The 14,419-nt window shown below is 68.1% G+C and carries 18 protein-coding genes and 1 tRNA gene; 4 read left to right on the top strand and 15 right to left on the bottom strand.

All coding sequences use genetic code 11. From position 1 onward, the window contains the following. Positions 1–54: 54 nt before the first annotated feature. Together ACFTSF_RS02325 and ACFTSF_RS02320 are read right to left on the bottom strand one after the other, a co-directional pair. Positions 55–1,050 carry a hypothetical protein gene (locus ACFTSF_RS02325; RefSeq protein WP_380152089.1) on the bottom strand — a complete coding sequence of 332 codons (996 nt, stop codon included), beginning with the start codon at positions 1,048–1,050 and terminating at the stop codon, positions 55–57. Then, positions 1,050–1,565 carry a SigE family RNA polymerase sigma factor gene (locus ACFTSF_RS02320; RefSeq protein WP_344147968.1) on the bottom strand — a complete coding sequence of 172 codons (516 nt, stop codon included), beginning with the start codon at positions 1,563–1,565 and terminating at the stop codon, positions 1,050–1,052. Before ACFTSF_RS02320 ends, ACFTSF_RS02325 begins: the two co-directional genes overlap by 1 nt. Before the next feature lie 173 nt (positions 1,566–1,738). Between ACFTSF_RS02320 and ACFTSF_RS02315 the strand changes: the two genes are divergently transcribed. After that, positions 1,739–2,914 (top strand): hypothetical protein, encoded by a 1,176-nt coding sequence (locus ACFTSF_RS02315; RefSeq protein ID WP_380152087.1) that lies wholly within the window; start codon positions 1,739–1,741, stop codon positions 2,912–2,914. A 58-nt stretch (positions 2,915–2,972) separates the two neighbouring features. Here ACFTSF_RS02315 and ACFTSF_RS02310 read toward each other — a convergent pair whose 3' ends face one another. The 5 genes from ACFTSF_RS02310 to ACFTSF_RS02290 form a co-directional block, all read right to left on the bottom strand. After that, on the bottom strand, positions 2,973–3,431 hold the full coding sequence (locus ACFTSF_RS02310) for a hypothetical protein (RefSeq protein ID WP_380152086.1): 459 nt from the start codon (positions 3,429–3,431) through the stop codon (positions 2,973–2,975). A gap of 72 nt (positions 3,432–3,503) precedes the next feature. After that, the gene (locus ACFTSF_RS02305) at positions 3,504–3,941 is read right to left on the bottom strand and encodes a hypothetical protein (protein WP_380152085.1); all 438 of its coding nucleotides are present in this window, start codon (positions 3,939–3,941) and stop codon (positions 3,504–3,506) included. Next, the gene (locus ACFTSF_RS02300; RefSeq protein ID WP_380152084.1) at positions 3,938–4,450 is read right to left on the bottom strand and encodes a SigE family RNA polymerase sigma factor; all 513 of its coding nucleotides are present in this window, start codon (positions 4,448–4,450) and stop codon (positions 3,938–3,940) included. Before ACFTSF_RS02300 ends, ACFTSF_RS02305 begins: the two co-directional genes overlap by 4 nt. Before the next feature lie 294 nt (positions 4,451–4,744). Beyond that, positions 4,745–6,076, bottom strand: coding sequence for a diguanylate cyclase (locus ACFTSF_RS02295; protein ID WP_380152083.1), 1,332 nt, complete (start codon positions 6,074–6,076; stop codon positions 4,745–4,747). A 249-nt stretch (positions 6,077–6,325) separates the two neighbouring features. After that, a complete protein-coding gene (locus ACFTSF_RS02290; protein WP_344147954.1) occupies positions 6,326–7,876 on the bottom strand; it encodes a helicase HerA-like domain-containing protein in 1,551 nt (516 codons plus the stop codon). A gap of 138 nt (positions 7,877–8,014) precedes the next feature. Between ACFTSF_RS02290 and ACFTSF_RS02285 the strand changes: the two genes are divergently transcribed. Together ACFTSF_RS02285 and ACFTSF_RS02280 are read left to right on the top strand one after the other, a co-directional pair. Beyond that, complete coding sequence (locus tag ACFTSF_RS02285) at positions 8,015–8,308, top strand: type II toxin-antitoxin system VapB family antitoxin (protein ID WP_344147951.1); 294 nt, start codon at positions 8,015–8,017, stop codon at positions 8,306–8,308. A 5-nt stretch (positions 8,309–8,313) separates the two neighbouring features. Next, on the top strand, positions 8,314–8,877 hold the full coding sequence (locus ACFTSF_RS02280; RefSeq protein WP_344147948.1) for a LytR C-terminal domain-containing protein: 564 nt from the start codon (positions 8,314–8,316) through the stop codon (positions 8,875–8,877). Here the strand turns inward: ACFTSF_RS02280 and ACFTSF_RS02275 are convergent, their stop codons facing one another. The 7 genes from ACFTSF_RS02275 to ACFTSF_RS02245 all read right to left on the bottom strand — a co-directional run bounded on the left by ACFTSF_RS02275 (position 8,878) and on the right by ACFTSF_RS02245 (position 12,673). Further along, on the bottom strand, positions 8,878–9,222 hold the full coding sequence (locus tag ACFTSF_RS02275; RefSeq protein ID WP_344147945.1) for a hypothetical protein: 345 nt from the start codon (positions 9,220–9,222) through the stop codon (positions 8,878–8,880). Next, positions 9,219–9,701, bottom strand: coding sequence for a hypothetical protein (locus tag ACFTSF_RS02270; protein ID WP_344147942.1), 483 nt, complete (start codon positions 9,699–9,701; stop codon positions 9,219–9,221). Before ACFTSF_RS02270 ends, ACFTSF_RS02275 begins: the two co-directional genes overlap by 4 nt. Positions 9,702–9,737: 36 nt before the next feature. Beyond that, entirely contained in the window at positions 9,738–11,249 is a 1,512-nt protein-coding gene (locus ACFTSF_RS02265) for a potassium/proton antiporter (protein WP_380152082.1), read from the bottom strand. A 102-nt stretch (positions 11,250–11,351) separates the two neighbouring features. Next, positions 11,352–11,442: transfer RNA gene (locus tag ACFTSF_RS02260), tRNA-Ser, on the bottom strand. 13 nt (positions 11,443–11,455) lie between these two features. Beyond that, on the bottom strand, positions 11,456–11,884 hold the full coding sequence (locus ACFTSF_RS02255; RefSeq protein ID WP_344148307.1) for a nucleoside deaminase: 429 nt from the start codon (positions 11,882–11,884) through the stop codon (positions 11,456–11,458). Positions 11,885–11,915: 31 nt separating this feature from the next. Continuing rightward, entirely contained in the window at positions 11,916–12,386 is a 471-nt protein-coding gene (locus ACFTSF_RS02250; RefSeq protein WP_344147936.1) for a tRNA adenosine deaminase-associated protein, read from the bottom strand. Between the two features lie 86 nt (positions 12,387–12,472). Then, on the bottom strand, positions 12,473–12,673 hold the full coding sequence (locus ACFTSF_RS02245; protein ID WP_380152081.1) for a hypothetical protein: 201 nt from the start codon (positions 12,671–12,673) through the stop codon (positions 12,473–12,475). Between the two features lie 100 nt (positions 12,674–12,773). On the opposite strand from ACFTSF_RS02245, the gene upp reads away from it, so the two are divergent. Then, entirely contained in the window at positions 12,774–13,415 is a 642-nt protein-coding gene (upp, locus tag ACFTSF_RS02240; protein WP_344147930.1) for a uracil phosphoribosyltransferase, read from the top strand. Between the two features lie 3 nt (positions 13,416–13,418). Here upp and ACFTSF_RS02235 read toward each other — a convergent pair whose 3' ends face one another. Next, entirely contained in the window at positions 13,419–14,381 is a 963-nt protein-coding gene (locus tag ACFTSF_RS02235) for a hypothetical protein (RefSeq protein WP_380152080.1), read from the bottom strand. Positions 14,382–14,419 lie beyond the last annotated feature (38 nt).

Raw genomic sequence — 14,419 nt, 5'->3', positions numbered from 1 at the left:
ACCGGCGAGGTAGGTGGTTCCGCCCACCACCCGCTCGCCGGTGACCGATTCGCCCTACCGGCCTGAGGAGGGGTGGCCGGTCGGGAAGGTGGTCGGGAAGCTCGGCGTCGGGACGCTGGGCTTCGTGGTCGGGAAGGTCGGCTTGGTGGTCGGGATCGACGGCTTGCTCTGCGGCTGCTTGCCCGGGTCGATCGTGATCTTGACGCCACCGGAGACCTTGACGGTCGGGGCGGCCGGCTTCGGCACGTCCGGCTTCGGCGCGGGCACCGACGGCTTGCCCGGCTTCGACGGCAGCGACGGAGCCGTGGTCGGGACGCCGTGCACGCAGTTCGGCAGGGTCGGCTTACCCGGCAGGGACGGCTTCGCGGTCGGGACGCTGGGCTTGCCCGGCAGGTTCGGCTTGCTCGGCAGCGACGGCTTGCTCGTCGGGAGCGTGGGCTTGCCCGGGAGCGACGGCTTGGTCGTCGGCAGGGTCGGCTTGCCCGGGAGCGACGGCTTCGTCGTCGGCAGGGTCGGCTTACCCGGCAGCGACGGCTTCGTCGTCGGGAAGGACGGCGTACCGCCCGGAACCGTCGGCTTCGTCGTCGGGAGCGACGGCTTACCCGGCAGCGACGGCTTGGCCGTCGGGACGGTGGGCTTGCCCGGCAGGTTCGGCTTCGTCGTCGGCAGCGTGGGCTGCTGGTTCGGGTCGATCGTCTTGCTGACCGTCACCACCGGCAGCGTCGGCTTGGCCGGCACGTCCGGCTTCGACGGTACGTCGGGCTTGCCGGGCAGGCAGGTCGGGTCGACCGACGGCTTCGGGACGTCGTTCGGCACCGTCACGGGCGGCGGCTTCGGGCCACCGGCGAACAGGTTCTTGACCGGGGCAGGTCCCCCGACCGCGGCCGACACCGTTGCCACGGTTCCGGCCAGGGCGGTGACGCCCGCCGCGGCCAGACCGCGCCGGACCCACGCGAGGCGCTTGCCGCGCCGCATCAGCTCACCCGCGTTCGGGGTGAACGGCTCCAGGTCGTACTCGAGAGCGCTGCGTACCCGCTGCTCGTCACTCATCAGTTTCCTCCAACTACGCTGTCGATCAGGTCGGGTGCCAGGCGCAACTTGGCCAGCGCCCGGGAGGACGTCGACTTGACGGTCCCGGGAGCCATACCGAGGAGCTCGGCAGTCTCGGCCTCGGAGAGATCCTGCGAGTAGCGCAGCGCGACGACGGCTCTCTCCCGAACAGTCAGACCGGCCAAGGCCGAGAGCACGGCCTCTCTGGTCTGCACCTGCTGGGCGAAGTCCGCTACCGCTCGCTGGTCCCAATCGTTCTCAACCGGATCGCTGGGTACTTCGTTGTTCCAGCGCCGGCGGGCCTGGGTGAGGAACCGGTTGACCAGCACGCGTCGGACATAGCGCACTTGATCGCCGTCCAATCGGTGCCATTTCGGATACGACCGCATCAACGCCTGTTGCACCAGGTCCTCGGCGTTGTGCCGATCGCCGCAGAGCATCTCCGCAAAGCGGAGCAGCGGGGTTGACTGGGTCTGCACGAAGCGCTCGAAATCGGCGTCCGCGGTCCGGGTCATCGAATCTCCTCTGCCTCTGTCACACCGGTCCAAACCCCCTGGGTGACCGACTAGGTTCTGTTCTGTCACCAACTCCTTCGAAGAAATTTATTCACAGGCTGTACAGAAGAGAGGTTTCTTTGTCACATTGGTTCCTTCGAGCTGTACCTTCACCGCCCCGGAGGTTCCGCGTCATGCGTATCACTCGACCTACGAAGCTCGCAGCCTGTCTCGCGATAGCTCTCACACTCTTGACGATCGGTCTGCCGAGCTCGGCCGCCCCACAGCCCATCAGCGGCGCCAGCAACGTCCGGTACGACGGCAATCGGATCATCCTCGGCGATGCGCCGGCCGCGATGGGTTCGGCCGAAATCAAGCAGCGCTCGGGCCTCGCCGAGCTCACCCCGGTCCGATTCGACGCACCGACATCAGCGGTCGTCGCCAACTACAGCACCGGTACGCCGGACGGTTCGTCGGCAGAGGTCGACGTACGGGCTTGGGTCAATGACCGCTGGTCGGAGTGGACGCCGGCAAGCGCCGGTACGCCGACTGCGCTGCCTGGCGCGAGTGACCAGGTGCAGCTGCGCATCATCGTCAGCGCGCCGCCGACCGGTGCGCAGCCGTGGGTTGGCGACGTCACCGTCCTGCCGACCGACAAGGTGGCACCCGGCCGGATGACCGTGCAGGCCGCGCCGCTCAAGTCGCGCGTCTTCGCCACTCGCGAAGGACTCGTCGGCGGTACGACGGCCAACGGGCACGTGATCGTCAGCCGCGACCACTTCGTCGCCCTGCCGTCCCGACGCGGCCTGGCCGGCAACGGCTCGGGCAACTACTCGGTGAAGGTCTGTACGGCGACGCGGTGCGCCTTCGAGCCGGTGTGGGACGTCGGCCCGTGGAACACCAAGGACGACTACTGGAACCCGAGCGCCACCCGCGAGATGTGGAAAGACCTGCCGCAGGGCAAGCCTGAGGCGCAGGCGGCATACCAGAACGGGTACAACGGCGGGAAGGACCAGTTCGGCCGCACGGTCGCGAACCCGGCCGGGATCGACCTCGCGGACGGCACCTTCTGGGACGCGCTCGGGATGTCGAACAACGGCTTCGTCGACGTCACCTACCTGTGGACCGGTGACGGCGGCCGCGGCACGGTGTCGATCACGTCCGGCTACCTGAACCTCCGCAGCACCTCCAGCTCCACCGGCGCGGTCGTCGGCATGGCCGGCAAGTCGGCGCAGGTCACGGTCGAGTGCCAGACCACGGGCCAGAGCGTCTCCGGTTCGCAAGGCACCAGCAACGTCTGGCTCCGCGTCCACCCCGGGATGTATGTCGCCAAGGCGTGGGTCTCCGCCGGCACCTTCGGCGCCTGCTGAGTACGACGAAGCGCCGTACGATCCGCAATCGGTTCGTACGGCGCTTCTTCGTTCTGAACTATTTGCCCGGGGACTGGGTTGGGGTCGGCCACGGCGCCTTGGACGGCGTCGGCTGCTTTGTCGGCTTGCGCGGCGGCTCGAGAGGGCTCGGGGTCGGCGCGTCGCTCGGGGTTGCCGTCGGGGTCGGGGTCGACGGGTTGGCCGGCCGCTTCGTCGGCTCGCTCGGCGGCTCGGCCGGGGTCGGAGTCGGCGCACCGCTCGGGGTTGCCGTCGGGGGCGGCGTCGGCTTGCTCGGGCTCGGCGTCGCCGTCGGGGGCGGGGTTGCCGGGTCGCTCGGCAGTGGCGTCGCGGTGGTCGGCGGGGTCGGCGCGTAGCTCGGCGTCGGGGTGGGCGGGGGATCTCCACCGCCGCTGCGTGCCATCGCCGTCCCGCCGACTGCCAGCAGCACCACCACTGCGGCGCTCACTCCGCCCAGCACGATCCGAGTCGTCCGCCGCTTCCGGCCTGCTTCGTCCATTAGTTGCCCTCCACCACCTATTCGTCGTTCGGTCGGGCTGAAGGACGCGACCGGGTGCCGAAAAGGTTCTGCTCAGGCAGGACTTCCCGATGTCGACGGCGGGGTCGGGAACTTGCTCGGGGTACCGACCGGGGTATTGCTGGGCGTCTTTTGGGGTTTCGGCGGCGGAGTGTTCGGCGTCGGTTCGTCACCTGGCGTCTGCGTCGGGGTAGGCGTCGGCGCATACGGTGTCGGCGTAGCCGGTGTTGACGGCGTCGGCGTGGCCTTCGGCTTAGGGCTCGGCGTGACCACCGGCGGCGCGGGCGGTCCCGCAGGCTCCGGCGCGGCACCAGGCGCCAGCCCGATGAGGATCCCAGCCGTGGCAAGCCCGGCGACACCAACCGCAGCCACGCCGGCCGCCATACCGCGAACTGTCCGTCGTCGCCGCGCCCCCGCGATCACCCGCATCGGATCCAGCGGCGCGACACTGCCGTCCGGAGCCAGCACGGTCCGGAGCTCATCCTCGTTCATCGCGTCACCCCACTTAGTTCCGGCGCAGCTCGCAGTTTGTCGAGCGCCCGGGCATTCGCACTCTTCACCGTGCCGAGCGCGATCCCGAGCACCGCAGCCGTCTCGCGCTCGGTCAGATCCTCGACATAACGCAGTACGACGATCGTTCGCTCCCGACGGCTCAACGTGGCCAGCGCGGCCCCGACCGTCACCCGCCGATCGACCGCCCCGGACTGATCGGAAACCGGTGTGTCGACGAACAGCAGGTCGAGCTCGGCCGTGGCTCCACTCGGCCGCTCGCGCCACGGGCGACGCCGTACCCAGGACAGATGTTGATTGACCACGGCCTGCCGGACGTACGCGAACGGATCGGCGAGCTCGATCCGGTCCCAGCGCAGGTAGGCCTTCTCCAGCGCGTTCTGCACCAGGTCCTCGGCCAGCGTGGCATCGCCACACAGCATCCGGGCGAAGTGCACCAACCGACCGGACCTGGCCAGCACAAACGCAGTGAAGTCGTCGTCACGACTCATTCGCTCTCCGTCCACAGTAATCACTCCTAAGGACGCAGTCGCACACGAAAAGGTTCTGCCGACTCTCAAACCCCCGATCCCGCCCACCCCACCCCCCATCCCCCCAAAGAGCAGCCGCCCCACCCTTGTGCACGGATCGCATCTTTGTGCACCCACCAACCACGCGGAGCCCGCCGAAATGGTCGGTGGGTTCTCAAAGTGGAGGTTCGTGCACAAAGAGCAGCGGACCCACCTTTGGGCGCGAAGGGGCGCCAAGGGGTGGGATGGGGTGGGACGGGATGGGATGGGGTTGGGTCAGGCGCGGTCGGTGGGGGCGGCGGCGCCGGTTGCGACCGGGCGGGGGTGGGGCTTGGGGGTGGTGATGACCGAGAGGTCGGCGGCGAGGCGGACCCGATTACGGCCGGCTGCTTTGGCGGCGTACATGGCTCGGTCGGCGCGCAGCAGCAGGTCGTCGACACTGATGCCGTCGGCCGGGTAAACCGAGACCCCGACCGACACGGTCAGATGGAAGGTGTCCGGATCCAGGTCAGGGTCGTCGAGGACGCCGGCGCACATCGCGGCCAGCGGACTCGCGGCCACCGCGTTGCGCAGCCGGTCCGCGGTCACCGTGGCCTCGTCGATCCCGGTGTCGGGCAGGGCGATCACGAACTCCTCGCCGCCGAACCGGCCGATCACGTCCTTGGCCCGGATCGCACTGCGCAGGATCGTGGCGACCGCCCGCAGCGCCTCGTCGCCGACCAGGTGACCGTGCCGGTCGTTGACCTGCTTGAAGTGGTCGATGTCGATCAGCAGCACAGCCATCTGCTCGCGCTGGGTGCGTGCCCCGCGCAGCATCTCCTCGGTCTGCCGGCGCCACCAGTCGACGCGGGTCAGGCTGGTCTTCGGATCGGTCTGCGCCTCGGACTCCAGTTGGCCGAGCAGCAGCGCGCGCTGAGCAGTCAACGTGATCGGGATCGCCACGAAGGCGAACCACGGGCTGATCAGACAGGCTCCGGCCAGCAGACAGCCGAACATCGCAGCGGTCGCGTCGATACAGAGGTCGTCGAGCCCACCGACCGTCTCCTGGCGGCTGCTGCCCGGCAGGATCAGCGAGATGGCCAGGCCGCAGAGCAGCGCGTCGGTCGCGACGAAGGTGACTGCGGTCAGCACCATCGAGGCGACCAGCGCCAGCTCACTACCGCCGAACAGCTCGCGCGCCGAAACGAACACCTCGTGCGCGGCCCCGACGGCGAGCACATGCACCGAGGTCGAGAATGCCCACCGGTACGGGATGCATTTGCCGGCCCGGATCCGCCACCAGATCCGCAGCAGCACCACGACCAGGATCGCCAGCGCCGGATGCAGGATGATCGCGGCCGCGATCATCCACGCCGGGGCGAGGTCCTTGTGCAAGGCGCCACCGCGCCGGCGGCGGTTCTCCACCCGGCGCGCGCCCTCGACCGCGATCAGGGCCGAGACCGTCAACGCGGCCACCACGTCCAGCCCACGCCAGCTCGGCAATTCGGTGAACGTCTGCACGCCGTACCCGAGGGCGGCGAAGTCGACGAGCACGACGACAACGAACGCCGGGACCGTCAGGGTCCACAGCGCCCATTTCCGTACCGATCGCCTACTCTGCGCAACCATTACTCCCACGGTACGACGAGTGAGCGTCTCGTCCCAATCCGCGACGGAGCGGCCTGGATGACAATGTGGAAACGATGATCAGTGCCGGCGGATTCAGTCGTTTGATCAATCATCAAACGGAAAGACCTTGATATCACTAGGTTTTCGGCAGACCGGACGGTCTCGAAAAGGTTTCCCGGCTGCTCTGGTCCGTACCGCAGAATCGGCGGCCGGGTCCGCTGAGCGGACCCGGAGCGCATCCCCGAGTGATTACCGCCGGCGACGGGCAGCGCCGAACAGACCGCGGACGATTTCGCGACCCGCCGTACGGGCGAACTGCTTGAACGCCGACGAACCGATGACCTGCTCGACCATCGACTTCTCCGGCTTCGGCGCCCGGCCGCGGGGTACCGGCTGCTCGTGCTGCTCCTGCTGCTTCGCCTGCTCCTCGGCCTGAGCCTGCTCGGCGCCCGCCTGCACCTTCTTGGCGAGGATCTCGTACGCCGACTCCCGGTCGAGGACCTGCGAGTACTTCGCGTTGTTCGGGGAGCCCTGGACCGCCGCGGTCATCTGGTCGGCGGCAGCCGGGGCCATCAGCGACAGCGGTGCGCGCAACCGGGTCCAGGCGACCGGGGTCGGTGCACCCTTCTCGTTCATCACCGTCACGATCGCCTCGCCGATGCCGAGTTGGGTGAGCACCTCACCGAGGTCGTACGCCGAGTTCGGGAACGTGGACACGGTCGCCTTGAGCGCCTTGGCGTCGTTCGGCGTGTGGGCGCGCAGTTGGTGCTGGACCCGCGAACCGAGCTGGGCGAGAACGTCGTCCGGCACGTCCTTCGGGGTCTGGGTGACGAAGAAGACGCCGACACCCTTCGACCGGATCAGCCGGACGGTCTGCGCGATCGAGTCCAGGAACGCCTTCGAGGCGTCGTTGAACAGCAGGTGCGCCTCGTCGAAGAAGAAGACCAGCTTCGGCTTGTCCACGTCGCCGACCTCGGGCAGGTCGTGGAAGAGGTCGGCCAGCAGCCACATCAGGAACGTCGAGAACAGCGCCGGCCGGTCCTGCAGGTTCGGCAGCTCGAGCAGCGAGATGACGCCCTTGCCGTCCCGCTGCTGCAGCAGGTCGGCGGTGTCGAACTCGGGCTCCCCGAAGAACGCCTCGGCGCCCTGGTCGGCGAATCCGATCAGCGCCCGCAGGATCACGCCGGCGGTCGCGGCGGACAGCCCACCCAGGTCCTTCAGGTCGGCCTTGCCCTCGTCACTGGCCAGGTGCGTGATGACCGCACGCAGGTCCTTCAGGTCGAGCAGCGTCAGACCCTGCTTGTCGGCGTAGTGGAAGATCAGCCCGAGCGACGACTCCTGGACGTCGTTCAGCCCGAGCACCTTCGACAGCAACACCGGCCCGAACGACGTCACGGTCGCCCGGATCGGGATCCCGGTGCCCTGCCCGCCGAGCGCGTAGAACTCGGTCGGGAAACCGGTCGCGGTCCACTCCTGACCGATCGTCTTGGTCCGGGCCAGCAACTTCTCGTTGCTCACACCCGGCTGCGAGATCCCGGACAGGTCACCCTTGATGTCCGCGGCGAACACCGCCACCCCGGCCGCCGACAACTGCTCGGCCATCAGCTGCAGCGTCTTCGTCTTGCCGGTACCGGTCGCCCCGGCCACCAGCCCGTGCCGGTTCACCATCGACAACGGGATCCGGACCGCCGCCTCCGGTTTCGGCTCCCCGTCGGCCAGCAGCGCACCGAGCTCGATCGCCGCCCCCTCGAACGCGTATCCCTGCTTGACGGTCTCGACGACGTCGGCTGTCTCGGTCATGGCCGCATGCTATTACCTCACGATCTACAACCTGGGTATGACGTACAACTCATCCAAAAGGTTGATCCTTGGTTCCGGACTGTTCCGGTGACGTTTATGACCTCTCACGCGACCTCTGACAACGCTAGACTTCGGGGGGTGATCTTCAAGCGTGTCGGGGAGGAAAGGCCGTACCCGGACCACGGGCTCAAGCCGAAGGACTGGTCGTCGCTGCCACCACGGCAGGTGCGGCTGGACCAGCTGGTGACGACCAAAGGCACGCTCGACCTCAATGCACTGCTCGACGAGGACTCGACGTTCTACGGCGACCTGTTCGCCCACGTCGTCGAATGGAGGGGTGAGATGTTCCTCGAGGACGGTTTGCACCGCGCGCTGCGAGCGGCACTGCAGCAGCGGCTGGTTCTGCACGCCCGGGTTCTGGTCGTGGACTGATCACGATGACCGCCCTCCACCCCCAGCCGCGCCCCTCGCTGCGCATCCACTGGCGCACGCCCATCACCATGGTCATCCTGCTGTCCATCCTGGTCGGCGGCGCCTGGTGGGGCTGGAACTCGCTGATCAACACCAGCGCCGGCCCGACCTGCGTGGACCAGAAGCTCGAGAACAACCGCCTGGTCCCCAAGCAGGTCTCGGTCAACGTCTACAACGGCGGCGCCAAAGCCGGCACCGCCGCCAAGGTCGCCGACCTGCTCAAGAAGCGCGGCTTCCACGTAGCCAAGATCGCCAACGAGCCCAAGGGCGACAAGGTCGACACCGTCGAGATCCGCGGTAACGCCGCCAACTCCCCCGAGCTCCAACTAGTAGCCGGCCAACTGGCCCAGAAGCCGGTCCCCGTAGCCGACGGCCGCGACAGCCACACCGTGGACCTCGTCGTAGGCACCAAGTACACCAAACTCAACGCCAAGGGCCCGGCCTCCATCACCGTCCCCGCCGGCACCTCCGTCTGCCTCCCCGTCATCTACACCCCCCAACCCATCCCCAAGGGCCAAAACCCGAACTGATCAGTCGGTCGCCTTCGGGTGCCCGGTCCCGGCATACGTGATCCACACGGTGTTCTTGTCGGTGTCGACCAAGTACCAGATACGCCCACCTCCGGTCACCTCGTACTGCCACTGCTCGAGGCCATCGTCGTACGCAAGCGGCCCCTTCAATCGCAGCCGGCGACTCGTGCGGACGGCCGGTTGCGGTTCACGCCGAATCTCTTCCCAGGCCCTCGCCGTATTGCCGGGCACCTGACGACAGAGCTCCTCCCAGCCCTTCGCCGCCTGCGAGGTGTGGAACCTGACCTCCCATTGATCCCGCCCGGCCGGCGGCGCAACGCGGTCGCCACGCTTCGCCGGGGTCACTCGGCCGCCGGGCGGGGCACCGGACCGAAGTCGCCTCGATCGGTCGAAGTCAGGATCGCGAGCAGCTCCGGATCGGCGTAGATCTCGGCGGTGTTGCGCCACTCGAGGATCAATTGGAGCACGGGCGCGTTGACCCGGAGATCGGCGCTGGCATCCATGATGTCGACGAGCTCCTGCGCGAAGGACACCCGCGCCTCCGCAGGAAGGAACGCGATCCACGGAAAGACCTGCGGCAGCAGGTCCAGCAGGAATCGCGACCGAGTCATCGGGTCGCCCATCACTGCCCGGAGCACCCGAACCGTCAGCACGAGGATCTCGTGGTCCTCGTCCACCTTTGCGATGGTGGTCAGCGCAAGGTCGTCCTCGGAGCCGCGGCGGTGGACGCGCAGGGCTCGGCGACGGGTGTTCTTCAGCTTCTCGACGGTTTCGTTCGGGCGTTGGAGGAGTTCGGAGAAGGTGACCTCTTGGAGATCGGACATAGTTCAAAGGTAGTTCAGAACTAGGACCCACACAACTCAGTGGTTTTCGCGGCCTCGTTCGCCGAACCAGCCGGCTAGGCGGCCGGCTCGGGAGATGGCTCGGAGGCGGCGGGCGGTTTGGTCTCGGAGCGGGCTGGGGGCTACGACGAGGAGGGCGTCGCCGGCTCGGAGGACGGTTCGGCGGTCGGGGACGAAGGCTTCGTCGCGGCGGATGATGAGGGAGACCGAGACGCCGGCGGGGAGGCGGAGTTCGCCGATCTCTACGCCGGCCAGGCGGGATTCGCTGGGGACGTGGACCTGGAGCATGTCGGCGTTGAGGGATTCGAGGGGGGCTACGTCGATCTCTACCTCGAAGGCTGCGTTCTCGTCGAGGACGCCCAGTTTGCGGGCGAGCCAGGGCAGGGAGGGGCCTTGGAGGAGGGTGAAGAGGAGGACCAGGACGAAGACGATGTCGAAGATCCTGGTGGCCTGGGGGACCTGTTCGGCCAGGGGGATGGTGGCCAGGACGATGGGGACCGCGCCGCGGAGGCCGGCCCAGGAGATGAAGGCTTGTTCCTGCCAGGGCACTTTGAACGGGGTGGCCGAGACGACGACCGCTAGCAGGCGGCCGATGACCGTGACGGCGATTCCGATCACGAGGGCGACCAGGACGTCGTTCAGGCTGATGCGACCGGGCGAGGCGAGGAGGCCGAGCATGACGAACAGGCCGATCTGGGCCAGCCAGGCCAGGCCGTCGACGAACGAGCGGGTGGCCATCCGGTGCGGGAGTTCGGCTTTGCCGAGGACCAGCGAGGTCACGTAGACGGCGGCGAACCCCGACACGTGGAGCAGGACGGTGCCACCGGCGTACGAGATGATCGCGAGCGAGACGACCGCCAGCGGGTACAGACCGGCGGAGCCGAGGGCGACACGGCGGATCAGGCCGACGCTGATCCAGCCGATGACGAACCCGAACAGCGCGCCGACCACCAGCTCGTAGAAGACCAAGCCGGTGAAGTACAGCCAGCCGTGCTCACTCGTTGCGCCCGTGCTGACCAGGGTGACGAGCAGGACGGTCGGGGCGTCATTCAGGCCGGACTCGGCCTCCAGAGCGCCGCGCAACCGCGGTCTGATCGGAACCCGCCGCAGTACCGAGAACACTGCCGCCGCATCGGTCGGCGACGTCACAGCACCGATCAGTACGGCGATCTGCCAGTCCAGCCCGAGGATGTAGTGCGCGATGCAGGCCACGACGCCGACGCTGATCGCGACCCCGACTGTGGCGAGCACGAGCCCGAGTGGCATCACTGGGCGGACTTCGTTCCACCGAGTCGTCAGACCGCCCTCGGTCAAGATGATCACCAGCGCCGCGAACCCCAGCGCATGCGCGATCTGAGCGTCCTCGAAGTGGATGTGCCCCGGCCCGGACTCGCCGAGCAGCAGGCCCATCCCGAGGTAGATGAGCAGCGAGGGGAGGCCCAGCCGCCCGGACAGGCGCACAGCGACCACCGCGACCAGCAGCACCACGGCTCCGGCCAACAAGATCTGGTCGAGCTCTGCCACGTTCACGCTGGGGGCCTTTCCGCCGAACTCAGGTCCCGAGAGAACGAAAACCCTGACGCATCACACGGCATCAGGGTCTTCGGTCCTTCTTCCGCCCCGGAGGGCGGTTGGCGGTGGCGGAGGGATTTGAACCCTCGGACGGGGGGTACCCGTCACGCGCTTTCGAGGCGCGCTCCTTCGGCCGCTCGGACACGCCACCGCCGCAGAGGCTATCAAGACCTGTGCCCGGAAAAGAAATCGCGGAGCCGTGCACCGGCCACATCGGCCATCACGCCGCCGAACACCTCGGGCCGATGGTTCAGCCTGCGGTCCCGGACCACGTCCCACAACGACCCCACGGCACCCGCCTTCTCGTCGTACGCGGCGAAGATCAGCCGCTCGACCCGGGACAGCACGATCGCGCCCGCGCACATCGTGCAGGGCTCAAGAGTGACCACCAGCGTGCACCCGGTCAGCCGCCACTCACCGACGTGCCGGGCGGCCGCGCGCAGCGCCAGCACCTCGGCATGCGCGGTCGGGTCCCCGGTGGTCTCGCGCTCGTTGTGCCCGCGGCCGATCACCTCACCTGAGGCGTCAACCACGACAGCACCGATCGGTACGTCGGGCAGCGCGAGCTCGGCCTCGTCGAGGGCCACCGCCATCAGCCGGGACCACTCGCGCTGCAGTGCCGGGCTAACCAAGAGCTTCGATCGCCTCGTGGAACTGGTTGCCGAATCCCAGCGTCTCGGCGATCTCCTCGAGCATTTCCTCGGGGTAGAGGTCGACGTCGTCGCAGAGCGCGCCGAGGTCCATCGCGCTCATCCCGAGATCGGCGATGATCGCCAGGTCACCGGCCGGGACCTGCTCGTCGTCGTCATCGGCGAGCGGGATGTCCAGTTCGTCGACGACCTGCCGGGCCAGCGGCCATTCGGTGGCCGCGGTGACGTCGGAGATCAGCAGCCGGGCCCGGCCACCGACCAGCCGGAGCAGGATGAAGAAGTCCTCGTCGACCGAGATCATCCCCAGTACGCCGGCCTCACCGGGGTACCGGCGCAGTCCGGACACCACCGCGGACAGGTCGGGCTCCCCGCGCAGCACCAGCGGGGTGACGGTCCACGCGCCGTCCTCGGTGTAGGCAGCAACAGCGAAGTCGAGATCGGTCATGATTGGTCCTGCTGTGGCGTCGGACACGCTGTCATGGTGACAGACTCCAGCGGTCAGCGGGAGAAATATCGGGGAACACGCCCACTTCAGTGGTGGTACGTCGCTCTCCGCATCGCCTCGCGGAGTCGCCGGACGCGGGCGCGCCGGGGCGCGATCCGGTCCCGCAGGGCCTTCGCTTCCTCGAGCTCCCGCAGGAACTCGGCCCGGCGATGCAGCCGGTCCAGATCACGGCGCGGCACCACCAGCCGCGGCCGGGGCGGCTCGGACGATTCAGCACTCTCGGTCATCGGCACTCCCCTGGGGCGAAGGGCACAAACCAATGCACTTTCGATCGTAAGGGGGTGAGAAGTTTCGCGGGAGGAATCGCCGACGGTAGCGTTCCGGGTTATGCAGATCCTTGTCGTGGACCACCCGCTCGTCGCTCACAAGCTGACCACGCTGCGGGACGAGGCCACGGACTCGCCCACGTTCCGCCGGTTGACCGAGGAGCTGGTCACGCTGCTCGCCTACGAGGCGACCCGGGACGTGCGGACCGGTCCGGTCACGGTGCCGACCCCGGTGGCCGACGCCGAGGGTGTGAAGCTGACTTCGCCGAAGCCGCTGGTGGTCCCGATCCTGCGGGCCGGGCTGGGCATGCTCGAGGGGATGACGCGGCTGCTGCCGACCGCCGAGGTCGGGTTCCTCGGGATGATCCGCAACGAGGAGACGCTGGACGCCTCGACGTACGCCGAGCGTCTGCCGGAGGACCTGTCCGGCCGCCAGTGCTATGTCCTCGACCCGATGCTGGCGACCGGCGGCACGCTGGCCGCGGCGATCCAGTTCCTGGTCGACCGCGGCGCCGACCACATCACCGCCATTTGCTTGCTCGCGGCCCCCGAAGGCGTAGAGCGCATCGAGCGCGAGCTGACCGACCTCAATATCCCCTGCACCCTCGTAGTCGCCGCGATGGACAGCCACCTCAACGAGAAGGGCTACATCGTCCCCGGCCTGGGCGACGCCGGTGACCGCTTGTACGGCGTCGCCCAGTAATCGCTAGACGAGCGTGTTGCGGTAGAAGAGGTTGGCTCGGCGATCGCCGGGTTCGCCGGACGCGAAGCCGAAGTACAGGCGAGCCGTGCCGTCGGTGGAGCCGTAGACCGCCATGCCTTCGGGCTCACGGTAGGTGAGGCTCTTCCCGGCCAGCGTGAGGAACGAGTCGACGAGCACGCCGGCATTGATGTCGTAGCACCACAGCTTCGAGGTCGCCTTGGTCTCGTCCGGGTCGCCCGGGTAGGCCTCACCCTCCCAGAAATAGCAGTACGAGCCATAGAGCGCCCAGCCCTGGAAGTCGATCCCGGCCGTCAACGCCGGCTGCTTGAACGACGCCAGCACCGTCGAGAAGTCCCCGGTCCGCGCAGCCGCCAGCGAGTACACGTTGATGTACATCCCGTCCGACCGCGAATGCCGCACACCCAACCGACCGAACCGCTGGTCGACCGCAGGCGTGTAGACACTCGCCCCGGACACCGGCTTCCACTTGGTCACCGAGGCCGACGTCAGCGTCTTCCCGTTCTGCCACGGGAACCGGGTGATCTGCCGACCGCGCCCGTTCGTGGTGTCCGCATCGGTCTCGGTCCAGATGTACGACGTACTTCCGACCGCCTCGGCGCCGATCGACACAGCGTGCCCGAAACCGGTCAGGTACATGTGCCCGAGCACATTGCCGGCGAAGTCCAGCTGACTGAGTGTCAGATCACCGCTGTTCTCGGGCGTCTCGGACCGCAGCTGACCGGTGAAGAGCCGGTTGTTCGGGGTGTCGAAGGCGAACGACTGCATCACCCGCGGTCCCCACAGCGGTTTGTGGCGGAAGAACTCGTTGGTCGTCGCGCTCATCTTGAAGCGCTTGGAGGCGGGCAGGGCAAGGCTCCGGGCGGAGGCGGTGGGCAGACCCAGGGAACCGGCGGCCAGCAGCGCGCCGGCCCCCGTGAGCAGTCCACGGCGGGAAATGTTGTCCATGCCGAACGATAACTTCTGTGAACTACTCACGCACAGGT

Origin of the sequence: Kribbella sp. NPDC056951, from assembly GCF_042674205.1 — a bacterium.
GTDB lineage: Bacteria > Actinomycetota > Actinomycetes > Propionibacteriales > Kribbellaceae > Kribbella > Kribbella yunnanensis.
This window is presented reverse-complemented; position numbering and strand designations above follow the sequence as displayed.